Source organism: Mesorhizobium sp. M1295 (genome assembly GCF_040318135.1).
Lineage (GTDB): Bacteria > Pseudomonadota > Alphaproteobacteria > Rhizobiales > Rhizobiaceae > Mesorhizobium.
This window is the reverse complement of record NZ_JAMYLU010000012.1, coordinates 112591-132856: the sequence shown is the minus strand read 5'-3', so window position 1 is coordinate 132856 and position 20266 is coordinate 112591. Positions and strand designations below refer to the sequence as shown.

Annotated in this window: 25 protein-coding genes; 10 read left to right on the top strand and 15 right to left on the bottom strand. The window is 63.6% G+C overall.

Features of this window, described 5'->3' with window-relative positions; genetic code table 11:
• Window positions 1-2: 2 nt before the first annotated feature.
• The 11 genes from NKH29_RS18175 to NKH29_RS18125 all read right to left on the bottom strand — a co-directional run bounded on the left by NKH29_RS18175 (window position 3) and on the right by NKH29_RS18125 (window position 10674).
• Window positions 3-677 (bottom strand): response regulator transcription factor, encoded by a 675-nt coding sequence (locus NKH29_RS18175; RefSeq protein WP_254819962.1) that lies wholly within the window; start codon window positions 675-677, stop codon window positions 3-5.
• Between the two features lie 299 nt (window positions 678-976).
• Window positions 977-2533, bottom strand: a complete 1557-nt coding sequence (locus NKH29_RS18170) for a Do family serine endopeptidase (protein WP_023718383.1) — start codon at window positions 2531-2533, stop codon at window positions 977-979.
• Between the two features lie 116 nt (window positions 2534-2649).
• Window positions 2650-3117, bottom strand: coding sequence for a cytochrome c-type biogenesis protein (locus NKH29_RS18165; protein ID WP_352588740.1), 468 nt, complete (start codon window positions 3115-3117; stop codon window positions 2650-2652).
• Window positions 3114-5102, bottom strand: a complete 1989-nt coding sequence (locus tag NKH29_RS18160; RefSeq protein ID WP_023718385.1) for a heme lyase CcmF/NrfE family subunit — start codon at window positions 5100-5102, stop codon at window positions 3114-3116. Before NKH29_RS18160 ends, NKH29_RS18165 begins: the two co-directional genes overlap by 4 nt.
• 71 nt (window positions 5103-5173) lie before the next feature.
• A complete protein-coding gene (gene ccmE, locus NKH29_RS18155; protein WP_023718386.1) occupies window positions 5174-5617 on the bottom strand; it encodes a cytochrome c maturation protein CcmE in 444 nt (147 codons plus the stop codon).
• 3 nt (window positions 5618-5620) lie between these two features.
• Window positions 5621-6751: a c-type cytochrome biogenesis protein CcmI gene (gene ccmI, locus NKH29_RS18150; RefSeq protein WP_023718387.1), complete on the bottom strand. Its 1131-nt coding sequence runs from the start codon at window positions 6749-6751 to the stop codon at window positions 5621-5623.
• A 117-nt stretch (window positions 6752-6868) separates the two neighbouring features.
• Window positions 6869-7303 carry an RT0821/Lpp0805 family surface protein gene (locus NKH29_RS18145; RefSeq protein ID WP_023718388.1) on the bottom strand — a complete coding sequence of 145 codons (435 nt, stop codon included), beginning with the start codon at window positions 7301-7303 and terminating at the stop codon, window positions 6869-6871.
• A 109-nt stretch (window positions 7304-7412) separates the two neighbouring features.
• Window positions 7413-8825, bottom strand: a complete 1413-nt coding sequence (locus tag NKH29_RS18140) for an ATP-binding protein (RefSeq protein WP_051409642.1) — start codon at window positions 8823-8825, stop codon at window positions 7413-7415.
• Window positions 8826-8835: 10 nt separating this feature from the next.
• The gene (locus NKH29_RS18135; RefSeq protein WP_023718390.1) at window positions 8836-9501 is read right to left on the bottom strand and encodes a response regulator transcription factor; all 666 of its coding nucleotides are present in this window, start codon (window positions 9499-9501) and stop codon (window positions 8836-8838) included.
• Window positions 9502-9565: 64 nt separating this feature from the next.
• Entirely contained in the window at window positions 9566-9865 is a 300-nt protein-coding gene (locus NKH29_RS18130; protein ID WP_023718391.1) for a hypothetical protein, read from the bottom strand.
• 398 nt (window positions 9866-10263) lie between these two features.
• A complete protein-coding gene (locus NKH29_RS18125) occupies window positions 10264-10674 on the bottom strand; it encodes a DUF3168 domain-containing protein (protein ID WP_023718393.1) in 411 nt (136 codons plus the stop codon).
• Window positions 10675-10940: 266 nt separating this feature from the next.
• Here NKH29_RS18125 and NKH29_RS18120 point away from each other — a divergent pair, with 266 nt between their 5' ends.
• Window positions 10941-11156: a hypothetical protein gene (locus tag NKH29_RS18120; RefSeq protein ID WP_352588751.1), complete on the top strand. Its 216-nt coding sequence runs from the start codon at window positions 10941-10943 to the stop codon at window positions 11154-11156.
• Between the two features lie 44 nt (window positions 11157-11200).
• Window positions 11201-11425 carry a hypothetical protein gene (locus tag NKH29_RS18115; RefSeq protein WP_031193831.1) on the top strand — a complete coding sequence of 75 codons (225 nt, stop codon included), beginning with the start codon at window positions 11201-11203 and terminating at the stop codon, window positions 11423-11425.
• Here the strand turns inward: NKH29_RS18115 and NKH29_RS18110 are convergent.
• Complete coding sequence (locus tag NKH29_RS18110) at window positions 11422-11688, bottom strand: DUF1488 family protein (protein ID WP_023718394.1); 267 nt, start codon at window positions 11686-11688, stop codon at window positions 11422-11424. The genes NKH29_RS18115 and NKH29_RS18110 overlap by 4 nt on opposite strands.
• Window positions 11685-11957, bottom strand: a complete 273-nt coding sequence (locus tag NKH29_RS18105) for a hypothetical protein (RefSeq protein ID WP_023718395.1) — start codon at window positions 11955-11957, stop codon at window positions 11685-11687. The genes NKH29_RS18110 and NKH29_RS18105 overlap by 4 nt, the downstream gene beginning before the upstream one ends.
• 243 nt (window positions 11958-12200) lie before the next feature.
• On the opposite strand from NKH29_RS18105, the gene NKH29_RS18100 reads away from it, so the two are divergent.
• The 7 genes from NKH29_RS18100 to NKH29_RS18070 all read left to right on the top strand — a co-directional run bounded on the left by NKH29_RS18100 (window position 12201) and on the right by NKH29_RS18070 (window position 18506).
• Complete coding sequence (locus tag NKH29_RS18100) at window positions 12201-12539, top strand: co-chaperone GroES (protein ID WP_023718396.1); 339 nt, start codon at window positions 12201-12203, stop codon at window positions 12537-12539.
• 102 nt (window positions 12540-12641) lie between these two features.
• Entirely contained in the window at window positions 12642-14261 is a 1620-nt protein-coding gene (gene groL / locus NKH29_RS18095) for a chaperonin GroEL (protein WP_352481903.1), read from the top strand.
• Between the two features lie 82 nt (window positions 14262-14343).
• Complete coding sequence (locus NKH29_RS18090) at window positions 14344-14505, top strand: hypothetical protein (RefSeq protein WP_023718397.1); 162 nt, start codon at window positions 14344-14346, stop codon at window positions 14503-14505.
• A gap of 3 nt (window positions 14506-14508) precedes the next feature.
• Complete coding sequence (locus NKH29_RS18085) at window positions 14509-14946, top strand: NAD(P)H-binding protein (protein ID WP_023718398.1); 438 nt, start codon at window positions 14509-14511, stop codon at window positions 14944-14946.
• Window positions 14947-15123: 177 nt separating this feature from the next.
• Window positions 15124-17283, top strand: coding sequence for a transglycosylase domain-containing protein (locus NKH29_RS18080; RefSeq protein WP_023718399.1), 2160 nt, complete (start codon window positions 15124-15126; stop codon window positions 17281-17283).
• Between the two features lie 97 nt (window positions 17284-17380).
• Window positions 17381-17965: a DUF1214 domain-containing protein gene (locus tag NKH29_RS18075; protein WP_023718400.1), complete on the top strand. Its 585-nt coding sequence runs from the start codon at window positions 17381-17383 to the stop codon at window positions 17963-17965.
• Complete coding sequence (locus NKH29_RS18070) at window positions 17958-18506, top strand: DUF1254 domain-containing protein (protein WP_023718401.1); 549 nt, start codon at window positions 17958-17960, stop codon at window positions 18504-18506. The genes NKH29_RS18075 and NKH29_RS18070 overlap by 8 nt, the downstream gene beginning before the upstream one ends.
• Window positions 18507-18520: 14 nt before the next feature.
• Here the strand turns inward: NKH29_RS18070 and NKH29_RS18065 are convergent, their stop codons facing one another.
• Window positions 18521-18712 carry a hypothetical protein gene (locus NKH29_RS18065; protein WP_031193791.1) on the bottom strand — a complete coding sequence of 64 codons (192 nt, stop codon included), beginning with the start codon at window positions 18710-18712 and terminating at the stop codon, window positions 18521-18523.
• A gap of 187 nt (window positions 18713-18899) precedes the next feature.
• Between NKH29_RS18065 and NKH29_RS18060 the strand changes: the two genes are divergently transcribed.
• On the top strand, window positions 18900-19910 hold the full coding sequence (locus tag NKH29_RS18060) for a DUF2336 domain-containing protein (protein ID WP_023718402.1): 1011 nt from the start codon (window positions 18900-18902) through the stop codon (window positions 19908-19910).
• A 4-nt stretch (window positions 19911-19914) separates the two neighbouring features.
• Here NKH29_RS18060 and NKH29_RS18055 read toward each other — a convergent pair whose 3' ends face one another.
• Window positions 19915-20262, bottom strand: a complete 348-nt coding sequence (locus tag NKH29_RS18055) for a DUF1491 family protein (protein WP_023718403.1) — start codon at window positions 20260-20262, stop codon at window positions 19915-19917.
• Between the last annotated feature and the right edge of the window lie 4 nt (window positions 20263-20266).

Below are 20266 nucleotides of genomic sequence, written 5' to 3'. Positions count from 1 at the left end.
TTCTAGCCGCTTTTCAGCATATAGCCGGCGCCGCGAACCGTGTGCAGGATCGGCTTGTCGAAGCCCTTCTCAATCTTGCCGCGCAGCCGCGAGATATGAACGTCGATGACGTTGGTCTGCGGATCGAAATGGTAGTCCCAGACGTTCTCGAGCAGCATGGTGCGCGTCACTACCTGGCCGGCATGGCGCATCAAATATTCGAGCAGGCGGAACTCGCGCGGCTGCAGCGTTATCTCGCGCCCGGCGCGCCGCACCGAATGCGACAGCCGGTCGAGTTCGAGATCACCGACCCGGTAGACGGTTTCTGCCTCCCTGGCGCTGGCGCGGCGGTTCAGCACCTCGACGCGGGCGAGCAGTTCGGAAAAGGCGTAGGGCTTGGTCAGATAGTCGTCGCCGCCGGCACGCAGACCGGTGACCCGGTCGTCGACTTCGCCGAGCGCCGACAGGATCAGCACGGGCGTCGTATTGCCTCTGGACCTGAGCCCGGCAATGACGGACAGGCCGTCGCGGCGCGGCATCATGCGGTCGACGACCATGACGTCATAGTCGCCGGAATCAGCGAGTGCGAAGCCGGTTTCGCCGTCTCCGGCGACATGGGCGGTATGGCCGGCCTCGGCGAACGCCTTCTGCAGGTAGTCGGCCGCCTCGCGATCGTCTTCTATGACGAGAATCTTCATAGAACCGTTATACGCGATTTCGCTGGAAGATTGAGTGGCCGGCATATGCATCGTGGCCGTCTCCATGGCGTATCGCGAACAAGGTGATTCAGGGATACGCGGTAAGTCTTTGTTTTAGCATGCCGTAGCCTAAACCGCTTCACGCTTTGAGCGGCATGTTCGAGCGGCAGCGGGCGATCGGAAGCCCGCTGCCGCTGGGGCGGAACACGATGACTGACTAACGTATTCAGGCCCCGTGCTTTCCCGTGCGGCGGCTCGGGGGTGTGAAAACCGCCGCACCGGAAAAGTCGAGCCGGTCGTCAGCCCTTGGCGACAGGCAGCGCGACGAAGCGGTTGCTGTCGTCGCGGGTGATCTGCATCAGCACCGCCTTGCGTCCGGACTTCACCGCGTCGGCCATCGCCTTGTCGATGTCGCCGGTGCCGGTCACTTCCGTCGAATTGACGGAGGTGATGACGTCACCGGGCTGGATGCCGCGATCGGCGGCATCGCTGTCGGGGTCGACATCGGTCACCACAAGACCCTTGCCATTGTCGGACTTGGTGACGGTCAGGCCGAGATCGGCCAGCGTGTCGGTCTTCGGCGCGGGTGCAGGCTGCTGGTCGGCCGAGGCCTGCTTGTCGCTCGACGGCAGCTTGCCGAGATCGACCTTGACCGCCTCGCTCTTACCGTTGCGCCACACCGTGACATCGACCGATTTGCCGGGCGGGTAAGCGCCGATCAGACGGGCGAGTTCCTTCGGCGAAGCAACGTCCTTGCCGTCCACCTGAGTGATCACGTCACCGGCAGTGATGCCGGCCTTCTTGCCGGGACTGTTGTCCTGCGCGCTGGCAACGAGCGCGCCCTTGCCGGACCCAAGGCCAAGCGACTCGGCGATTTCGGGCGTGACCGGCTGGATTTCGACGCCGAGCCAGCCGCGCTGGACTGTGCCGTTCTTCATCAGATCCTGCACGACCTGCTTGGCGGTCGAAGCGGGAATGTCGAAGGCAATGCCGACGCTACCGCCCGACGGCGAGAAGATCGCGGTGTTGATGCCGACGACCTGGCCGTTGAGGTTGAAGGTCGGGCCGCCCGAATTGCCGCGGTTCACCGAGGCGTCGATCTGGATGAAGTCGTCATAGGGGCCGGCGCCGATATCGCGGCCGCGGGCCGAAACGATGCCTGCGGTAACCGTGCCGCCGAGGCCGAACGGATTGCCGACAGCCACCACCCAGTCGCCGACGCGAACCTTGGAATCATCGGCGAAGTCGACATAGGTGAACTTGTTGCCGTCATCGACCTTGAGCACGGCAAGGTCGGTGCGCGGATCGGTGCCGATCAGCTTGGCGTCAAGCTCCTTGCCGTCATTGGTCACCACGGTGAAGGCGGTGCCTTCCTCGACGACATGGTTGTTGGTGACGAGATAGCCGTCATCGGAGATGAAGAAGCCCGACCCTTGCGCCACCGGCCGCGGCTGGTCGTTGTTGCGGTCACGGTGCCCAAAACGGCGCATTCCGTTCGGACCCTGGTCGCCGCCTTGGTCGCCAAAGCCGCGGAATTCGCGGAAGAACCGGCGCAGCTGCGGATTGTCGGGAAGATTGCCTAGGCCGTCCTCGTCGTCCATCTGGCCGGAACCGTCATCGGCCGTCGACTGGATCTTGGCCTTGACGCGCACGCTGACGACCGCCGGCGAAACGCGCTCGACCACATCGGCGAAGCTCGGGACCTGCGGTGCCTCGACACGCACGGCGTCGGCCAGAACCGGGGCTGTCCCGGTAGCAACAGCACCAAAGCCGATCGCGCCGGCAATGGCCAGGGATGCGGCTGCGGCCAGCAGGCGTTTGCGGGTGCGAAGATATGAATTGGGGGCAACATTCATGGTTCTCGTATCCTCTTTTCAAGGGACGCCCCTTGATTGGCATCCTCGACAAAGGAAATAGAGAACCGCACATTACGGCGCCATTTCCGGTACATGAAACTTTCGTAATGTTAGGATCAATCGCGGCGGAGTATCGCGTCCAGCGCCGCCTTCTCGTCCGCGGTCAGGGCATTGGTCGCCGTCGAGCGGCGCGAGCGGGCGGCCAGCAGGATGAACGTCCCGCCAACGAGCAGCAGAAGAACTGGCGTCCCCCAGAGCAAGGCGTTGCGCAGATTGAAGCGTGGCTTCAGCAGCACGAATTCGCCGTAGCGCGAAACGACATAGTCCATCACCTGCCGGTCGGTATCGCCGGCGACCAGGCGCTGGCGCACAAGGATGCGCAGGTCACGGGCAAGGTCGGCATCGGACTCGTCGATCGACTGATTCTGGCAGACCATGCAGCGCAAGCCTTCCGACAAAGCGCGCGCCCTCGCCTCGAGCGCCGGGTCGGCGAGCACCTCGTCGGGCTTGACCGCCTGCGCGGCGCCGGCGAACAACAGCGCCAGCAAGAGGACCAGCGAGGCCAGCGTGACCCTTTGGCTCATGGCGGGCTCGCCGATGGCACGGCGCCCGCCGGCTTGCGGGACGACGGCGCGCCGACACGCAGGCGGCGGTCGAGCAGCGACATCGCCGCACCCGCCATCATCACCAGGCCGCCACCCCAGATCAGCGTCACCAGCGGCTTCCACCACAGACGAACGACTACAGAGCCGTCGCTGGCCTCGTCGCCAAGCGAGAGATAGAGCTGGCTGAAGCCGATCGTGCTGATGCCGGATTCGGTCGTTGTCATCTGGCGCACCGGGTATGAGCGCTTGGCTGAGGTGATCTCGCCAGCGATGCTGCCGTCAGCGCCAAGCAGGGCGAAGCGGCCGCGATCCTCGCTGTAGTTAGGCCCCTGGGCCGGGTAGAGCCCCTCGAAGCGCAGGGTGTGGCCGGACAGTTCGACTGTATCGCCGGCATGCATCGACAGGATTTTTTCGGTGCCGAAGCAAAGCGTGCCGACAATGCCGAGCGTCGTCAGGCCGAGGCCGAGATGCGCAAGCGCTGTGCCGAAGACCGAGCGCGGCAGGCCGGCGAAGCGCCTGAGCACGGTGGCGGGCGCGACGGTGCCGAAGCCGGATTTGACGGCGAGATCGGTGAACGCGCCGCAGATCAGCCAGAAGGCAAGGCCGACACCGAGTGCCGCCAACACCGAAGCGCCATCGATGAACAGGGCGGTCACCAGCACGGCGAGCAGCGCCGCCGCGAAAGCCGCCATCAGGCGTTGGGCGACCGCGAAAATGTCGCCGCGCTTCCAGGCGAGCAGTGGCCCGAACGGCACGACGACCAGCAGCGGCACCATCAGCGGGCCGAATGTCAGGTTGAAGAACGGCGCGCCGACAGAAATCTTGTCGGCCGAAAGCGCTTCGACTACGAGCGGGTAGAGCGTGCCGACCAGCACGGTGGCGGTGGCGGTGGTCAGGAACAGATTGTTGAGGACCAGCGCGCCTTCGCGCGAGATCGGGTGAAACAGGCCGCCGGCCGTCAGCCGGGAGGCGCGCAAGGCAAACAGCGCCAGCGAGCCGCCAATGAACAGCGTCAGGATGCAGAGGATGAAAACGCCGCGCGTCGGATCGGTGGCGAAGGCATGGACTGAGGTCAGCACGCCGGAGCGCACCAGGAAGGTGCCGAGCAGCGACAGCGAGAAGGTCAGGATCGCCAGCAGCAGCGTCCAGATCTTCAGCGCCGAGCGCTTTTCCATGACAATCGCCGAATGCAGCAGCGCCGTGCCCGCCAGCCACGGCATGAAGGACGCGTTCTCGACCGGATCCCAGAACCAGAAGCCGCCCCAGCCGAGCTCGTAGTAGGCCCAGTAGGAGCCCATGGCGATGCCGCCGGTGAGGAACATCCAGGCGACCAGCGTCCACGGCCGCACCCAGCGCGCCCACGATGCGTCGATGCGGCCTTCGATGAGGGCGGCGACCGAGAAGGAAAAGCATATCGAAAAGCCGACATAGCCGAGATAGAGCAGCGGCGGATGGATGGCGAGGCCGAGATCCTGCAGGATCGGATTGAGATCGCGGCCCTCGATGGGCGCCGGATTGAGCCTGACGAACGGGTTCGACGTCGTCAGGATGAACAGCAAGAAAGTAGCGCCGATCGCTCCCTGCACCGCAAGCACATTGGCCCGGAGCGTCGCCGGAAGATTGCCGCCGAAGACGGCGACAAGCGCGCCGAAGAAGGTCAGGATCAGCACCCAGAGCAGCATCGAACCTTCGTGATTGCCCCAAGTGCCGGTGATCTTGTAGATCAGCGGCTGCAGCGAATGCGAGTTCTCCCAGACGCTCTCCACCGAAAAGTCGGAGCCTGCATACGCGGTCGCCAGCGCCACGAAGGACAGCGCTGTCAAGGCAAAGCCGGTCAGCGCGGCGGGTGCGCCGACGGCCATCATCTTGTGGTTGCCGGTGCGCGCACCGAACAGCGGCACCACCGTCTGCACCAGGGCCAGCGCAAACGCCAGGACCAGGGCGAAATGTCCGGTTTCAACCATTGTCGCCGCGCTCGCCAGGTTTTGCCGCAGGTTCTTGCCGCAAAACCGTGGAACACTTTTGCGGAACCTCTCTAGTCACTCTTGCTCTCCTGCCAGACGCCCTTGGCCTTGAGGCCGTCGGCCACTTCCTTGGGCATATAGGTCTCATCATGCTTGGCGAGCACGCTGTCGGCGACAAAGATTCCGTCAGGGCCGAACGAGCCTTCGGTGATCACGCCCTGCCCTTCCCGGAAAAGGTCGGGAAGAATGCCGGTATAGGTAACCTTGACGTCCTTCTGGTTGTCGGTCACCGAAAAGGCGACGGTGGCGCCCTGGCTACGCTCTACTGTGCCTTTTTCGACGAGGCCGCCGAGCCTGATACGCTGGCCCGGCTGAAGGCTGGCGGTGGCCAGATCGGCCGGCATGTAGAAGTAGGAGGCCTTCTGGCCGAGCGCATAGAAGGTCAGCCCGGTGGCAACCCCGAGGAAGGCCAGCCCCGCAGCGATCACCGACAGTCGTTTCTGCTTGCGCGTCATCGTCTACTCCGTCGCCGTCACGCCGAGCGAGGCGGCAAAGGCGGTGAATTTCCTGGCCTGGTCGCTGTCCGCGCCAAAGACGGCGATACCGCGATTGAGTGCGTCACGCGCCTGATCTGTCTTGCCCAGCACGGCATAGGAACGAACGAGCTGCATCCACCCTTCCTCGTCGCGCGGATTTTGCCGAAGCTTTTCGTCGAGGCCGGCAACCATGGTGCTGATCATGGCTTGCCGGTCCTGCGGCGACATCGAGGAGGCAGCATCGATATCGTCGGCGCTCGGCCCTTTCGCGGGCGCCTCCGAAGCGACGTTGCGGGCGGCGGATTCAGCGAGCGCCTGCTCGACGGCACCGCGCCACGGCGAGCCCTGCGGCAAGGCGGCAAGCATCTTTTGCCAAGCCGCCGTCGCTTCAGCTGTGCGGCCTTCCTGCGCCAAGCCCATGGCGAGATAGAACGAGGCCTTCGGGTTTGCCGGATCGAGCTTCAGCGCCGCCTCGAAAGCAGCCTGGGCGTCGGCTGAAACGATGCCGCCGGCCGCATTGGCGATCGCCTCGCCGAGGCCGGCTTGACGGGCGGCACTGTCGCCGTCAAGGCGAATGGCATTGCGGTAGGCGGTTACCGCATCGGCGTATCGCTGCATGCGCAGATAGACCGGCGCCAGCACGTCCCAGCCGCGGCCATCGGACGGGTTGGCCGCAAGGTGCGCTTCGGCGCGTGCCACCAGCTCGTCCACCGAGCTGTCGGCGGGGTTCTTGGCCAGGCGTTCGCTGAGCGGCTGCGACGGCAGGTCGGGTGAGCCGAGCTGGCCGTAAAGGCCCCAGCTAACCAGCGGAACCACCAGCACGGCAGCGGTCGCCACCAGCCTTGTCGACCGCTGTGTCGCCGTCGTGCCGGCCGGGCCGGCATTGCTCAGGCGAAGGATGCGGCGGGCGATCTCGGCGCGCGCCTCTTCGGCCTCCATTGGCCGGATCAGGCCACGCGCCACGTCGCGGTCAAGCTCGGCCAATTGGTCGCGATAGACTTCAAGGTCGTGATCGCCGGCAGCGGACGTGTTCTTTGTTTCGCCCGCCAACGGCAGCAGCACCGCCAGGCTTGCGCCCAGCGTCAGGATTGCGGCTATGACCCAGAACAGCATGGCTCTTCCAATAGAACGAGACCCTTGCCCTGCCAACACAAGCGTGCTGCGACGCTTTGACGGGACCGCTCCGATCGATAGTGCCGGACCGGGATCGGTGTATCAACGGCCGGCGAGCTACGTCAGCGGGGTCCAGCTGCCGTCGGCATTGCGACAGGCGGTTCCGCGCGCGGTGGCGCCGGCAGCGCCGGTAAACACCGTATGGGTGTATTGCCGGCAGTCCTGCGAGCCGACGCGATAGGGCTGGGCGGCGACAACTTCGCCGCGATGGGCCGAACTGTCGCTCTTCCACGCCACCTTCTGGCCGCTCGCCGTATATTCAAGCGCCTTGTATTCCGCCTCGAGCGCGCTGCGCTTCTCGGTCTCGCTCAAGCCGGTGCCGATCGAGCCACCGACGAGGCCGCCGCCCATGGCGGCGATGATCGTCGTCGCGACCTTGGCGCCACTGGGAGGCGTGGCGGCCGGTGTCACCGTAACGGCTGGGCCCTTGCCGAGCGTCGTACAGCCGGAGACGGCGAGCAGGGCGGAAACGAGCGCGACGCGAATCTTCATGCCAATACCGGCTTTCTTGAGCTGGACCGCCGCGCTGTCAGCAGGCTGGCGCGGCCATAATGTCGATGTTTATCGGAAATTTGGCCGCAGCCAGCCGCCCGGAAAAGCATTACTGAAGGCTCCGCAATCGAACCACCGCCTTCAATCCACCCATGACGGATCGTTCCAGCGCCAGAACGCCTCCATACTCGTTGATAAGGTCGGCGACAATGGCAAGTCCGAGCCCGCTGCCGGGTTTTGTCTCGTCGAGACGCCGTCCGCGCTGCAATGCCTCGCGCGCCTTGTCTTCGGGAATGCCGGGGCCGTCATCCTCGATGGCTATCTCGAACAGATTGGCCGCCCCTTCCCTGCCGGCGATGGGCTTGACGGAAACGGCGACCGCGCTCCTTGCCCATTTCATCGCATTGTCGAGCAGATTGCCGAGCAGCTCCTCAAGGTCCTCACGTTCGCCGGCAAAGACGATGTCGGTGGCCGGCAGCGAGAGCGAGAGCGCGGTCCGCGGGTTGAGCTTCTGCAGCACGCGCACCATGCGCTGGACCAGCGGCGCCACCGGCGTGCGGTAAACGACGCTGTCGCGCTGCGCGGCAACGCGGGCACGTTGCAGATAGTGGTCGACCTGCTTCTGCATGGAAGCGGCCTGCTCGGCGATGAGCTGGCCCTTGGCGCCACCCAGCGCCCGCCCCTCGTTGAGCAGCACGGCCAGCGGCGTCTTCAGCGAGTGCGCGAGGTTGCCGACCTGCGTGCGCGACCGCTCGACGATACGCCTGTTGTTCTCGATCAGCGCATTCGTCTCGTTGGCGAGCGGCTCGATCTCGGCCGGGAAGCGGCCGTCGAGCCGTTGCGCAGTTCCTTCGCGCACCATGGCAAGGGCATTCCTGACCCGGCGCAGCGGCTGCAGGCCGAGCAGGATGGCGATTGCATTGATGGCGATCATGCCGACGCCGAACAGCGACAGATAGGTCAAAAGGCGCCGCTGGAAGGTGGCGATTTCCTGCTCGAGCTCGGTCTGGTTGCCCATGACACGGAAGCGCGCGGCGCGGTTTTTCGCATCGAGGACGAACTCGCTCTCGAACACCTCCAGTTGCTCGCCTTCGATGCCGTCCGCCGAATAACTGCGCTGGAAGCTGGCATTGAATGGCACCTCGGCAACGCTTGGCGACGGGATCGCCTTGGTCATCGACGACGAATGGAGATCGCCGTGCACGCCTTCCGAGGCGGGCTCGACCGACCAGTACCAGCCGGAATTCGGCTCCGAGAACCTCAAATCGCCAAGGTCGGGAGCGCCGGTCAATTGGCCGCTTTCGGAAACGCCGACCGAGCCGATCAGGTTGAACAGATGCGCCGAGAGCAGGCTGTCGAAACCGCGCTCGCTGGCCTGGCGATAGAGCGTGGTGATCAAGGTGAAGATGACGACCAGAGTGAGGATCGCCCAGACCGTGGAAAAGGCGATGACGCGAAACGCCAGCGAACGCGGCCATGACCGCAGCGACGGCGTGTTCGAGACGGCGGGTTTTGTAGGCAGCGGTTCCGCGTTACGCCTCCGGCTTACGCATGCGGTAGCCCATGCCGCGAACGGTTTCGATCATGTCGATGCCCATCTTCTTGCGAAGCCGTCCGACGAAGACCTCGATCGTATTGGAATCGCGGTCGAAATCCTGATCGTAGAGATGCTCGACCAGTTCGGTCCGGGACACGACCTCGCCCATATGGTGCATCAAATAGGCAAGCAGGCGGAATTCATGCGATGTCAGCTTCAGCGGTACACCATCGACGTCGGCCTTGGAGGCCTTGGTGTCGAGGCGCAGCGGTCCGCAGGTCAGCTCCGACGAGGCATGCCCGGCGGCACGCCGGATCAAGGCCCGCACCCTGGCCAGGATTTCCTCGATGTGGAAAGGTTTGGTGACGTAGTCGTCGGCGCCTGCGTCGATACCGGCAACCTTGTCGCTCCAGCGGTCGCGTGCCGTCAGGATCAGCACCGGCATCTTGCGGCCGCCACGCCGCCAGCGCTCGACCACGCTGATGCCGTCCATCTGCGGCAGGCCGATGTCGAGCACGACGGCATCGTAGGGCTCGGTGTCGCCGAGAAAGTGCCCTTCCTCGCCGTCGAAAGCGCGATCGACGACATAGCCGGCATCGACCAGCGCGTCGCCGATCTGCCGGTTGAGATCCTTGTCATCTTCGACGACGAGTACGCGCATGCGGGAGGCCTGTTGAAGCTGTTCAGATATAGGCCGATTCCGGCAGACTGGGAAACGGCACGGTTCAGTTCAGCGGAACGACGATCTCCGAGCGACGCGGACGCTGCCCTTCTTTGCCCGGAACCAGCACGACGATGACGCAGACCGGCTGGCCGCCGCGTGTCGACTGCGAGGCCTTGGCCAGGGTGCCGCCATTCTGCTCGGCCACCTGCTGGCCGATCGCATAGCAGTCCGAGGCGGCGAGGACGACCGGTTGGGGCTGCTCGGGCACGACAACGGGGATCGCCATCGCCTGCGACGCAAGCAGACCGGCGGCTGAGAGCGCCAGTGCCGCGGTCCGGAAGTGGGAGCAAAGGATGTTCATGGTCAGCGTTCTAACGCGCTGGTGCTGAACGTGATATGAACGGTGAACGCTCGAATGCATGCCCGCCACACCCCTGAAGCGCGAGATTACCGGATTGCCATCTCGCCGCCCGTCTCGCGAAATCGCCAAAGTTTAACCTAGCCCTCCGATCCTTCGCCGACAACCGGCATCATTTGGCGGAGAAGGCAATCGCTTCAGGTGTGCGCCGACTTCGACAATCGATCCGGGACAATCGATCCGGCAACCGAAGGCAGGTTCAGGCGAACCGACCTGAAACAAAAAAACCCGCTCGGCGGCGGGTCGTTGGCGCCAATCAGCACCATAGTGAAATTAGTAGCATAGCTGCCGGCACAAAGCAAGAACAAAATTGCCCGATTCTTACGGAAAGTGCCCGGCGGTCAGCCCTCATCCTCGATCATGGCGCGGAAACGCAGCAGCCCGTGATGGGCCGAAAGGTCCTCGTCGTAGCGGGCTTCGGCGAATTCGAGCTTGAGATAGGCGCGGCGATGTTCGCCAAGCGAGAGTGCCGCATCTCGCAAGCGGGCGCTGACCAGGTCCATGATGTCGAGCGTTTCCTTGCTGGCCTCGGACTTCGACCAGACATGCAGCGTCAGCAACTGCTCGGCGTTGTTCTCCGTGCCCGTAGCCCAGTCGTAAACGCTGGTGCGGCCGAAGGTCATGTGGGGAAACGCAACATTTTCCGGCGCACGGTCGAACAATCTTGCGTCGCCCAGTGCCGCCGATAAATCGGGATCGCCATTCACTGCCTCGAATATGGCCTTCTGCAATTCGACGGGTGGCGCGGTCATTGTCTTTCCCCTCGCCCGTCGCGTCGACCTCCCTGCTGCGTAGCTGCGTTGCATGGCGGCATCCCGGCAAAGCGCGAATCAGCGCGTCTCATACGGATTATGAACCTTCATGATCTCGGGAATAAGCCCTGCTACTGGAACCCGCGACGCCGCGGCCTTTCGCGTCACGGACGCCCTTGAGGGTGACGCGAATTCATTTGGCGTGCAGGGCGTTCGAAGAACGATGCTATGAAGATTCTGGTTTCCAAACATTCGAGGTCGTTTTCGTGCGCGAGCCATCGCTGCTGCCTGTTTTCGGAAAGCTTGGGGTCAGGGCGCGGCCGGTCGCGATTGCGGCGCCGACCATGTCGATGACCATCAAGAATTTGGTCAACCGCACTCGGGAGCTGCTCTCGGCGCACGGTAGCCTGGCCCTGAAGCTGTTCGTCGTTTTGTGGACGGTGCTTATCCTGGCGGCAATATTCTTCGTCGCCCAAGCCTGACCGAGCGACATTCATCGATCGGGCGGAAACTAAAGGATGCCAAGATGGCAAACCGCTACGCGCTGCGTATGGAACGTCCTCACAGCTGGACCGTCTTCTACGTCTTCACCGGCCAGCCTGTCGAGCTCAAGCAGCAATCCATGGTCGGCATGAACACGTGCGATGCGCACGCGATGGTCGATCGGCTGAACAGTCGTGACATCGCGGCGGATGCAGGCGGACCGGAAGCCCCGAGAAAGCGTCTTGTGGACGGATCGCGACGGATCTAGCGAAAATCGGCCGCAGTCAGCACATATATGCTCCTGCGGGTGCGGGCATAGGCATTCCTGGCGACATCGTGGATCGAGCTGGAAGCCGTGTCGAAGGCCGCCAGATAGGTAGCTTCCGAGGCCGCCGTTCCCGGCTGCACTTTGGAGATGGCATCGGTTGCGACAGAGAAGGAAATCTGGAACATGCCGTCATGGCCGACGAAGCGGATGCGTTTGCTTGCCTCGTCGTAGCTGCGGCTGGGATTGGGAAATGTCAGGCTCATGATTTGGCCTCCGTCGATGCGGATACGGCCTGCTTGACTGTCCGCGCCGCCCGCTTCTTCTTTGGGGCGACCGGATTCAGAGCTGCCGCCGCGCGATCCGCCTCTTCCTTGGCCAGTCGCAATTCCCTCAGTCTTGCCGTTTTGATCGCCCTGGCCTTGGCCTCCGAGAGATATTCGGCAGTTGCCTTGTTCCGCTCCGCCGTTTTCTTTTGATTTTCCATGAAGCGAGCCTGAGCTTTTTCCATGATGTTCTGATTGCCTTCGGCCATCGGTAAAATCTCCCTTGCAGCGAAAGTCGTGAGTGTGAACTTCACCATAAAATAGGTGTTCAAAGACAGAAATTCAATTTCATTAATATTCGGCAATGCCCGAACACCAAGGGATAGCCAGGCAAAATAATTCATTCAATATTTGACATACCCCATGAATATTTTTTGGCACTCCTATCAATCGAGTGCCAAGGCGCCTATAGAGAGGGGCGGCCGCCTAAGCCGGCCCCAGAAAGAGTCCCCATGAAATTCCGGCCACTCCACGATCGCGTCGTCATTCGGCGCGCCGAAAGCGACACCAAATCCAAGGGCGGCATCATCATCCCCGACAATGCCAAGGAAAAACCGCAGGAAGGCGAAGTGATCGCCGTCGGGCCGGGCGCGCGGGACGAAAGCGGCGTGCTGATGGCGCTCGACGTCAAGGCCGGCGACCTCATCCTGTTCGGCAAATGGTCCGGCACCGAGGTCAAGATAGACGGCGAGGACCTTGTGATCATGAAGGAGGCCGACATCATGGGCATCATCGACAAGAGCGAGATGGGTATCATCGACAAGAGCGTGGCTACCAAGAAGGCCGCCTGATTGGAATGCCGCGCGCCCTGCCGGGCGCGCAAAGGATGCTCCAAGCTTTGATTCAGGCGCGCTGCAAGCGTCTTGCCACAACCAACCGAACTGGAAAAAATCATGTCTGCCAAGGAAATCAAATTTTCCACCGACGCGCGTGACCGCATGCTGCGCGGTGTCGAAATCCTCAACAACGCCGTCAAGGTGACGCTCGGCCCTAAGGGCCGCAACGTCATCATCGACAAGGCCTATGGCGCGCCGCGCATCACCAAGGACGGGGTGACGGTGGCCAAGGAAATCGAACTTTCCGACAAGTTCGAGAACATGGGCGCACAGATGGTGCGCGAAGTGGCCTCGAAGACCAACGACCTCGCCGGCGACGGCACCACCACCGCCACGGTGCTTGCCGCTTCCATCCTGCGCGAGGGCGCCAAATTCGTTGCCGCCGGCATGAACCCGATGGACCTCAAGCGCGGCATCGACCTTGCCGTCACCGCCGTCGTCAAGGAAATCCAGGCTCGAGCCAAGAAGGTCAAGTCCTCAGGCGAGATCGCGCAGGTCGGCACCATTGCCGCCAATGGCGACACCAGCGTCGGTGCCATGATCGCCAAGGCGATGGACAAGGTCGGCAATGACGGCGTCATCACCGTTGAGGAGGCCAAGACCGCCGAAACCGAACTCGACGTCGTCGAAGGCATGCAGTTCGATCGCGGCTATCTCTCGCCCTATTTCGTCACCAATGCCGAGAAGATGCGCGCCGAGCTGGAGGAGCCTTACGTGCTCATCCACGAAAAGAAGCTCGGCAATCTGCAGGCGCTGCTGCCCATCCTCGAAGCCGTGGTGCAAAGCGGCAGGCCGCTGTTGATCATCTCCGAGGACGTCGAGGGCGAAGCGCTGGCGACGCTGGTCGTCAACAAGCTGCGCGGCGGCCTCAAGGTCGCGGCCGTCAAGGCGCCTGGCTTCGGTGACCGCCGCAAGGCGATGCTGGAAGACATCGCCGTGCTCACCGCCGGACAGATGATTTCCGAGGATCTCGGCATCAAGCTGGAGAACATCACCATAGAGATGCTCGGCCGCGCCAAGCGCGTGCTGATCGAGAAGGACACCACCACGATCATCGACGGCGCCGGCGAGAAGGCCACCATCCAGGCGCGCGTCCAGCAGATCAAGGGGCAGATCGAGGAAACCACTTCCGACTACGACAAGGAGAAGCTGCAGGAACGTCTCGCCAAGCTGGCGGGCGGCGTTGCCGTCATCCGCGTCGGCGGCGCCACCGAATCCGAGGTCAAGGAAAAGAAGGACCGCATCGACGATGCGCTGAACGCCACCCGCGCGGCCGTCGAGGAAGGCATCGTTCCCGGCGGCGGCGTCGCGTTGCTGCGCGCCAAGGCTGTGCTGAACGGGCTGACCGGAGCCAATGCCGATGTAACGGCGGGCATTTCGATCGTGTCGAGAGCGCTCGAAGCGCCGATCCGGCAGATCGCCGAGAATTCCGGCGTCGAAGGTTCGATTGTCGTCGGCAAACTCGCCGACAGCAAGGACCACAATCAGGGCTTCGATGCCCAGAACGAGGTCTATGTCGACATGATCAAGGCCGGCATCGTCGACCCCGCGAAGGTGGTGCGGACGGCGCTGCAGGACGCGGGCTCGATTGCGGCGCTACTGATCACTGCTGAGGCCATGATCACAGACGTTTCAGCCAAGGAAGCCGCTGCTTCGCCCGGCGGCATGGGCTATTGACCAGCCGCTGCCGGAAACAAGCCTGAAAGACAGCCGCCGGGGGATATTCCCCGGCGCGCGCCATCGGCAAGGAGATCGATCCATGATCGCATTCGTCCCGAAGCCAAATGCAGCCACGAAGACCAAAGTGGCAGAGGAAAGCCGCTTCGATCGCATTCGCAGGCTTGCCGACAAGCACAGGAAAGCCGACGCCGGCACGATAGGCCGCGACCCGAAAAAGATCGCGGACAAGCGTCCCATGTGACGATTGCCAATCCTCGGCACCCCGCGCAAGCGCGGCACCAGACCCTTATCGCGTCTCGTCGCTGATCAGCGCCAGCTGAATGCGATTCTTGCCCGAACGCACAAGCGCCGTCAGTGCCTGCATGGTGCGGTCAAGCTTATCTCCGAGCGGCGGCAACTGGGGCCGCTACTTGGCGGCGTCATCGTACCGTTGGTTCTGCGCCATGAGGTGGCGGACCACGAGGTGAAGGAAAGCCTGATCGTTCAATCCAGGCTCGACTGGACCATCGTGGAGCCGCCCAGGTTGAGCAATGGAGCGGCAACGGGCGAATTCCGCCACGGCAACGGCATCCGGTCGGCGTCGCTGCTGCCGACGCTGGCGCGTGCCGACGTGGCGGCCTTCATGCTCGCCCAACTCGACGGCACCACCTACTCGCGCAGGGTAGCCAACATCCTGCGCTGACGCCTCGCAGGAGCCGTCTTCCCCTCGACGAACCGCCCGCTATATCTTCATCGTCCTTACCTTCATCGCCCTTGTCGGCAGCACCAAAATGGACGAATAGTCTTGCAAGGTGCGCCGCCGTGAAATTGCCGGCATGCGGTTTCTCAGTTGGCGGCATCGCCGCAGCCGGATCCTGGAATGGCTAGTCCTTTGGAACCACGCAAGAGAAGAGGTCCGATCGCCGCAAGGCTGCTGGCGGTGGATGCGTGGATCGATTCCTCGGTCTACGAAATCGGCTTCAGGGCGCGTCAGTTCTGGGAAGCGGCGACCATCTTCTCGCGGCGTTTCCGCGTCGGCGGCTGGCGCCGCGGCATGATTGAACTGTTGAGTGAAGGATTTACGCTCGGTGCGGGCGGCATCGTTGTGCTTTTGGCGCTGGCCTTGCCGGCCTTTCAGATAACCGCCGGCGACTGGCGCACGCAGGGCGACTTCGCCGTCACCTTCCTCGACCGCTACGGCAACGAGATCGGCCAGCGCGGCATTATCCAGCGCGATTCGGTGCCGGTCGACGAGATGCCCGACCATGTCATCAAGGCGGTGCTGGCCACCGAGGACCGGCGCTTCTTCGACCATTACGGCATCGACGTGCTCGGCCTGTCGCGGGCGATATTCGAGAACGTACGGGCGAATTCTGTCGTCCAGGGCGGCTCGAGCATCACCCAGCAGCTGGCCAAGAACCTGTTCCTGACCAATGAGCGGACATTCGAGCGCAAGATCAAGGAAGCCTTCCTGTCGCTATGGCTCGAAGCCAATCTGTCGAAGAAGGAAATCCTGCAGCTTTACCTCGACCGCGCCTATATGGGCGGCGGCACCTTCGGCATCGAGGCGGCGGCAGATTTCTATTTCGGCAAGAGCGTCAAGGACCTGAACCTTGCCGAGGCGGCGATGCTGGCCGGCCTGTTCAAGGCACCGACCAAATATGCGCCGCACATAAACCTGCCCGCCGCCCGGGCGCGCGCCAATGTCGTGCTGTCCAACCTGGTCGATTCCGGCTTCATGACCGAAGGCCAGGTGCTGCAGGCAAGATTACACCCGGCCGAAATCGTTGATCGCGGCGAGCAGAAAAGCCCCGACTACTATCTCGATTGGGCCTTCGAAGAGGTCAAGAAGATCGCCGCCAAAGGCGGCCCGCACTCGCTTGTCGCCCACACCACCTTCGACGCCAACATCCAGAAGGCGGCCGAAGAATCGATGGAGTTCCACCTCCGCCAGTTCGGCAAGGAATACAACGTCACCGAGGGCGCCATCGTCGTCATCGAGACCAACGGCGCGGTCCGGGCGATCGTCGGCGGCCGCGACTACGGCGCCAGCCAGTTCAACCGCGCCACCAAGGCACTTCGCCAGACCGGCTCCTCGTTCAAGCCCTATGTCTATGCGACGGCGATGGAGCATGGCTTCACGCCGGATTCGGTGGTTTCCGGCGGACCCATCTCCTGGGGCAGTTGGTCGCCCCACAATTACAATGGCGGGTCGGCCGGCAAGGTGACGCTGATCACGGCGATGGCCAAATCGATCAACACCGTGCCGGTGCGGCTGGCCAAGGATTATCTCGGCATCAAGCCGATCAAGGCGATGGCCGAGGCGATGGGCGTCGAGTCGCCGCTGGAATCACACAAGACCATGGTGCTCGGCACGTCGGGCATGACCGTGATGGACCAGGCGACGGGCTACAGCGTGTTCGCCCAGAACGGCTTTGCCGGAACCCGGCACGGCGTCAGCCAACTCTTCACCCGCACCGGCGAGGTGGTCTACGACTTCGCCAAGGATGCGCCGCCGCCGCACCGGGTGCTGTCGGAGCAGGCGCTCAAATACATGAACACCATGCTGGCCGCCGTTCCGGTGATCGGTACGGCCCGGCGCGCGGCCCTTCCAAACATCGTCGTCGCCGGCAAGACCGGCACGACCCAGTCCTACCGCGATGCCTGGTTTGTCGGCTTTACCGGCAACTACACGGCCGCCGTCTGGCTTGGCAATGACGACTTCACCGCGACCAACAAGATGACCGGCGGCACCCTGCCGGCCATGGTGTGGCAGCGCCTGATGCTCTATGCGCACCAGAATATCGACCTCAGACCGATCCCTGGCCTCGATCACCCCTTCGTCGATGCCGAAATCGCTGCCAAGGCCGAGGAAGCGGAAAAGAAGAGCGCCGAACAGGCAGCAGCCGATGCCGCCGCCGAGCGTCCGCCGGTGCTGTCCAGCCGGACCACCCAGACCCTGAAGGAACTCACCAAGCTGTTCCAGGCGGCACCCGTGCTCGACGCGCCCGCTGCACCGGAGACCCTCTCGGCGCTCTGAGCGGTCAATTCCACAGGGCCGCTTGCCACAAGCCCCCGCACCGCGATATCCCGAGCGACAGTCTTTCAGTCCCCGGCCTTCGGTTCCCCGGCTCCTCATGCTCAAGAATGCCTTCCTGACACTGCTTTCGCTTGCCATCGCCGTCGTCGGCGGTGGCGGCAGCGTCTGGTATGCACTGAAGCTGCAGGACGGCGTCGGCGCCATCAGGATCGGCCAATGGACCGCCTTCCCCGATATCGGCACGCCGACGGCGGATCCTTATTCGAAGGCCCGCGTGGCGCGCGAAGGCGTGCTGGCGCTCGGACAGGCGGAAGGACTGTCCTTCATCGCCGAGCGCGATTCCGGCGGCGAGCAACTCAAGCGGCAATGTGCCTACAAGATTGCGGGCGGCTTTCCCACCGCCCGGTTCTGGACCCTCTATGCCGCAGATCGGTCGCTTGGCGTGATCGAGACCGGCAAGCCGAGGCTGGCTGCGCTGCAGTCCTATCAAGTGCTGCGCGAGGCCGACAATTCGGTGATCATTTCCGTCGGCAGCCGCCCGGCGCCCGACAACTGGCTGCTGACCAGCGGCGCCGGCGGGATGTACTTCGTGCTCACGTTCTATGACACGCCGATCGCCAGCAGCACCGGCCTCTCGGACGTCACGCTGCCGCAGATCCAGAAGGTCGGCTGCAATGCGTAGCCTGCTGCATGCCGTGCTGCTCGGCCTGCTTGGCGGCGGCATCGTGCACATCATCGTGCTGCTGCTCGTCCCCGAGTTTTCCGAACGCGACGCCTGGTCGCGATTGGCCATGGCTTCGGATCTCTACAAGATGACCAGGCTCGACGCGGAAGCCGGCGGCGCGCCGGTGGTGAAATCGGTCGATCCGCTGTTTTATGCGGCGGCTTGCCGCTTCGACCTTGCCGAGGGGATGGTGCGGGTCAAGGCGCCGGGAAAGGTGCCGTTCTGGTCGATATCGGTCTATGACCGCGGCGGCCACAACATCTACTCGTTCAACGACCGCAGCGCGACCGCAGGCGTGCTCGACACCGTGGTGCTGACGCCGGCGCAGATGATCGAGGTCCGCAAGAATCTTCCCGCGGAACTGCAAGGGGCGATCTTCGTCGAAGCGCCGATAGCGGAAGGCATGTTCGTCATCCGCTCGTTCGTGCCCGACGACAGCTGGAAGCCGATCGTCTCGCGGTTTCTCGAACAGAGTTCCTGCGAACTGCAGGATTTTTAACCCACTTCCGATGCTCAGTGATGCGGTACCGGCAATGTCCCCGAAGGTCCCGGCTTATCGGGGCCGACCGGCCGCGTCTCGCCGGTCAGCGGCCGCTGCTCGTAGCGGACCCCGGGAAAGATGATCACCGCCGCCGGCGTTCCCGCGGTTTGTTGTGCTCGATTGGTTGCCGCCGTTCGCGGCACGAAAGACAGTACCATGCCCATGGTTCGCGTATTCCTCTCGGTTGCCCCGGAGCACAACGCAACGCCTCCATAGTCGATTAAGGAGGCAGTAGGTTAACGGAGCGCTAACGGATCGCCGCTAAATTGATCTTTGTTCTTGGGAAACGCGAAACCGGTACAGCCCGGCAGAGCGCAGTCCAGATCGTGTCGAGTGTCGGGCGTATCCTTCGTGTCAGCTTCGGATTTCAGGCAAATCGCAGCAGGAGCTGAATCGGGAAAGGCCGAGAGGCTGTTCCGCGCCGCGGTGTCGGCGTTCTGTTCGCTCACCCGACCTTCACGCCGCGAGATCGCGCAGCTCGAAGACCTGACGCTGCCGCTTTTCGACAATGTCTCGGTCGAATCGCGCCGCTACGTCGCGGCAGCCCTTTCCGAATGCGAATATGCACCCGCCGCGCTGGTGCGGCGGCTTTGCCAGGAGCGGGTCGATATCGCCGCTCCGCTGCTCATCCGCTCGCGTGCCCTCAGCGACGTCGACCTCATCGCGCTGATCGGGCGCCACGGGCTGCCGCATGCCCGTGCCATTGCCCGCCGCAAGGATCTCAATCAAACGATCGCGGATCTCATCAAAGTGCTCGAAAGGCCGACGCTGGTGCGGTCGCAACAGCAGCCGGAAACAACCGCCAAAGCCGCGTCCGAAAACGCCGAAGTGGTTGCGAGCGATGCCAACAGGCAAGAGGCTTCCGATGCCGCCGAAACAGTACGCCGCCGGTTGCGATCCATGATGCGCGCCGAGAGCGGCACCGCTATCGGTCCGTTCGTCGAGCCGCAAACCTATGTCAAGCTGCGCGAGACCGCGCTGACCGGCAATGCGGCATTCTTCCAGACAGCGCTCGCCGATGCGCTCGAAGTCGATTTTTCAACGGCGCGGACGCTCACCACGAGCCAAAATTACACACCGCTGCTGGCCGCCTTGCGCGCGCTCGACCTCAGCGAAGACAAGGCGTTCCTGATCACGGCCACCATCTATCCGACCGAGTTTCCGCACCCGCAGGCGATCCGCATCTTCCTCGACCGCTACCGCCTGCTGCACCGCGACGCGGCGTTGGACAGGCTCCGCGGCTGGAAGGCCGACACCGTGTCGAAAATCGTTCGCAAGCCCGGGCGCGTCGCCGCAAACGCCGACCTGCGCAAGCCGAACAGCGCCGATGTTGCCGCTGTCCCAAAGGCGCGTCGCGTCTGAAAAGTTACGGCAACTTGACCGAGATAAGCTCCTCAACGGGAATGGCGCCCGCCTCGACCTCGACCACCCAGATATCGGGATCGAATTTCTTCTCGCGCTCCAGCCGCGCGTCGAAGATGGCGGCATCGTCGCCCTCGCCGAGAAGGCTGAAGAAACGGTCGTCCGGCCTGGCCGAATCGTAGCTCGTCTGCGGCGCCGGCCCGAACAGCGCCATCTCCCCCAGCCTGCCCCGCGCCAGCACGAAAACCGCGCCGGCTTCCGTCGCGCCGCGCTTGACCACGGCGGCAAAGCCGCCGGCGCTGAAAACCCGACGCAACAGCGCCGATACCCACAGGTCGGTGGTTACCCGCATGGAG

Excerpts from the sequence above, each read along its gene's own strand:
- NKH29_RS18175 (WP_254819962.1), bottom strand. The coding sequence starts at position 677 with ATGAAGATTCTCGTCATAGAAGACGATCGCGAGGCGGCCGACTACCTG.
- NKH29_RS18170 (WP_023718383.1), bottom strand. The coding sequence starts at position 2,533 with ATGAATGTTGCCCCCAATTCATATCTTCGCACCCGCAAACGCCTGCTG.
- NKH29_RS18165 (WP_352588740.1), bottom strand. The coding sequence starts at position 3,117 with ATGAGCCAAAGGGTCACGCTGGCCTCGCTGGTCCTCTTGCTGGCGCTG.
- NKH29_RS18160 (WP_023718385.1), bottom strand. The coding sequence starts at position 5,102 with ATGGTTGAAACCGGACATTTCGCCCTGGTCCTGGCGTTTGCGCTGGCC.
- ccmE (WP_023718386.1), bottom strand. The coding sequence starts at position 5,617 with ATGACGCGCAAGCAGAAACGACTGTCGGTGATCGCTGCGGGGCTGGCC.
- ccmI (WP_023718387.1), bottom strand. The coding sequence starts at position 6,751 with ATGCTGTTCTGGGTCATAGCCGCAATCCTGACGCTGGGCGCAAGCCTG.
- NKH29_RS18145 (WP_023718388.1), bottom strand. The coding sequence starts at position 7,303 with ATGAAGATTCGCGTCGCGCTCGTTTCCGCCCTGCTCGCCGTCTCCGGC.
- NKH29_RS18135 (WP_023718390.1), bottom strand. The coding sequence starts at position 9,501 with ATGCGCGTACTCGTCGTCGAAGATGACAAGGATCTCAACCGGCAGATC.
- NKH29_RS18130 (WP_023718391.1), bottom strand. The coding sequence starts at position 9,865 with ATGAACATCCTTTGCTCCCACTTCCGGACCGCGGCACTGGCGCTCTCA.
- NKH29_RS18125 (WP_023718393.1), bottom strand. The coding sequence starts at position 10,674 with ATGACCGCGCCACCCGTCGAATTGCAGAAGGCCATATTCGAGGCAGTG.
- NKH29_RS18115 (WP_031193831.1), top strand. The coding sequence starts at position 11,201 with ATGGCAAACCGCTACGCGCTGCGTATGGAACGTCCTCACAGCTGGACC.
- NKH29_RS18110 (WP_023718394.1), bottom strand. The coding sequence starts at position 11,688 with ATGAGCCTGACATTTCCCAATCCCAGCCGCAGCTACGACGAGGCAAGC.
- NKH29_RS18105 (WP_023718395.1), bottom strand. The coding sequence starts at position 11,957 with ATGGCCGAAGGCAATCAGAACATCATGGAAAAAGCTCAGGCTCGCTTC.
- NKH29_RS18100 (WP_023718396.1), top strand. The coding sequence starts at position 12,201 with ATGAAATTCCGGCCACTCCACGATCGCGTCGTCATTCGGCGCGCCGAA.
- groL (WP_352481903.1), top strand. The coding sequence starts at position 12,642 with ATGTCTGCCAAGGAAATCAAATTTTCCACCGACGCGCGTGACCGCATG.
- NKH29_RS18090 (WP_023718397.1), top strand. The coding sequence starts at position 14,344 with ATGATCGCATTCGTCCCGAAGCCAAATGCAGCCACGAAGACCAAAGTG.
- NKH29_RS18080 (WP_023718399.1), top strand. The coding sequence starts at position 15,124 with ATGGCTAGTCCTTTGGAACCACGCAAGAGAAGAGGTCCGATCGCCGCA.
- NKH29_RS18075 (WP_023718400.1), top strand. The coding sequence starts at position 17,381 with ATGCTCAAGAATGCCTTCCTGACACTGCTTTCGCTTGCCATCGCCGTC.
- NKH29_RS18070 (WP_023718401.1), top strand. The coding sequence starts at position 17,958 with ATGCGTAGCCTGCTGCATGCCGTGCTGCTCGGCCTGCTTGGCGGCGGC.
- NKH29_RS18065 (WP_031193791.1), bottom strand. The coding sequence starts at position 18,712 with ATGGGCATGGTACTGTCTTTCGTGCCGCGAACGGCGGCAACCAATCGA.
- NKH29_RS18055 (WP_023718403.1), bottom strand. The coding sequence starts at position 20,262 with ATGCGGGTAACCACCGACCTGTGGGTATCGGCGCTGTTGCGTCGGGTT.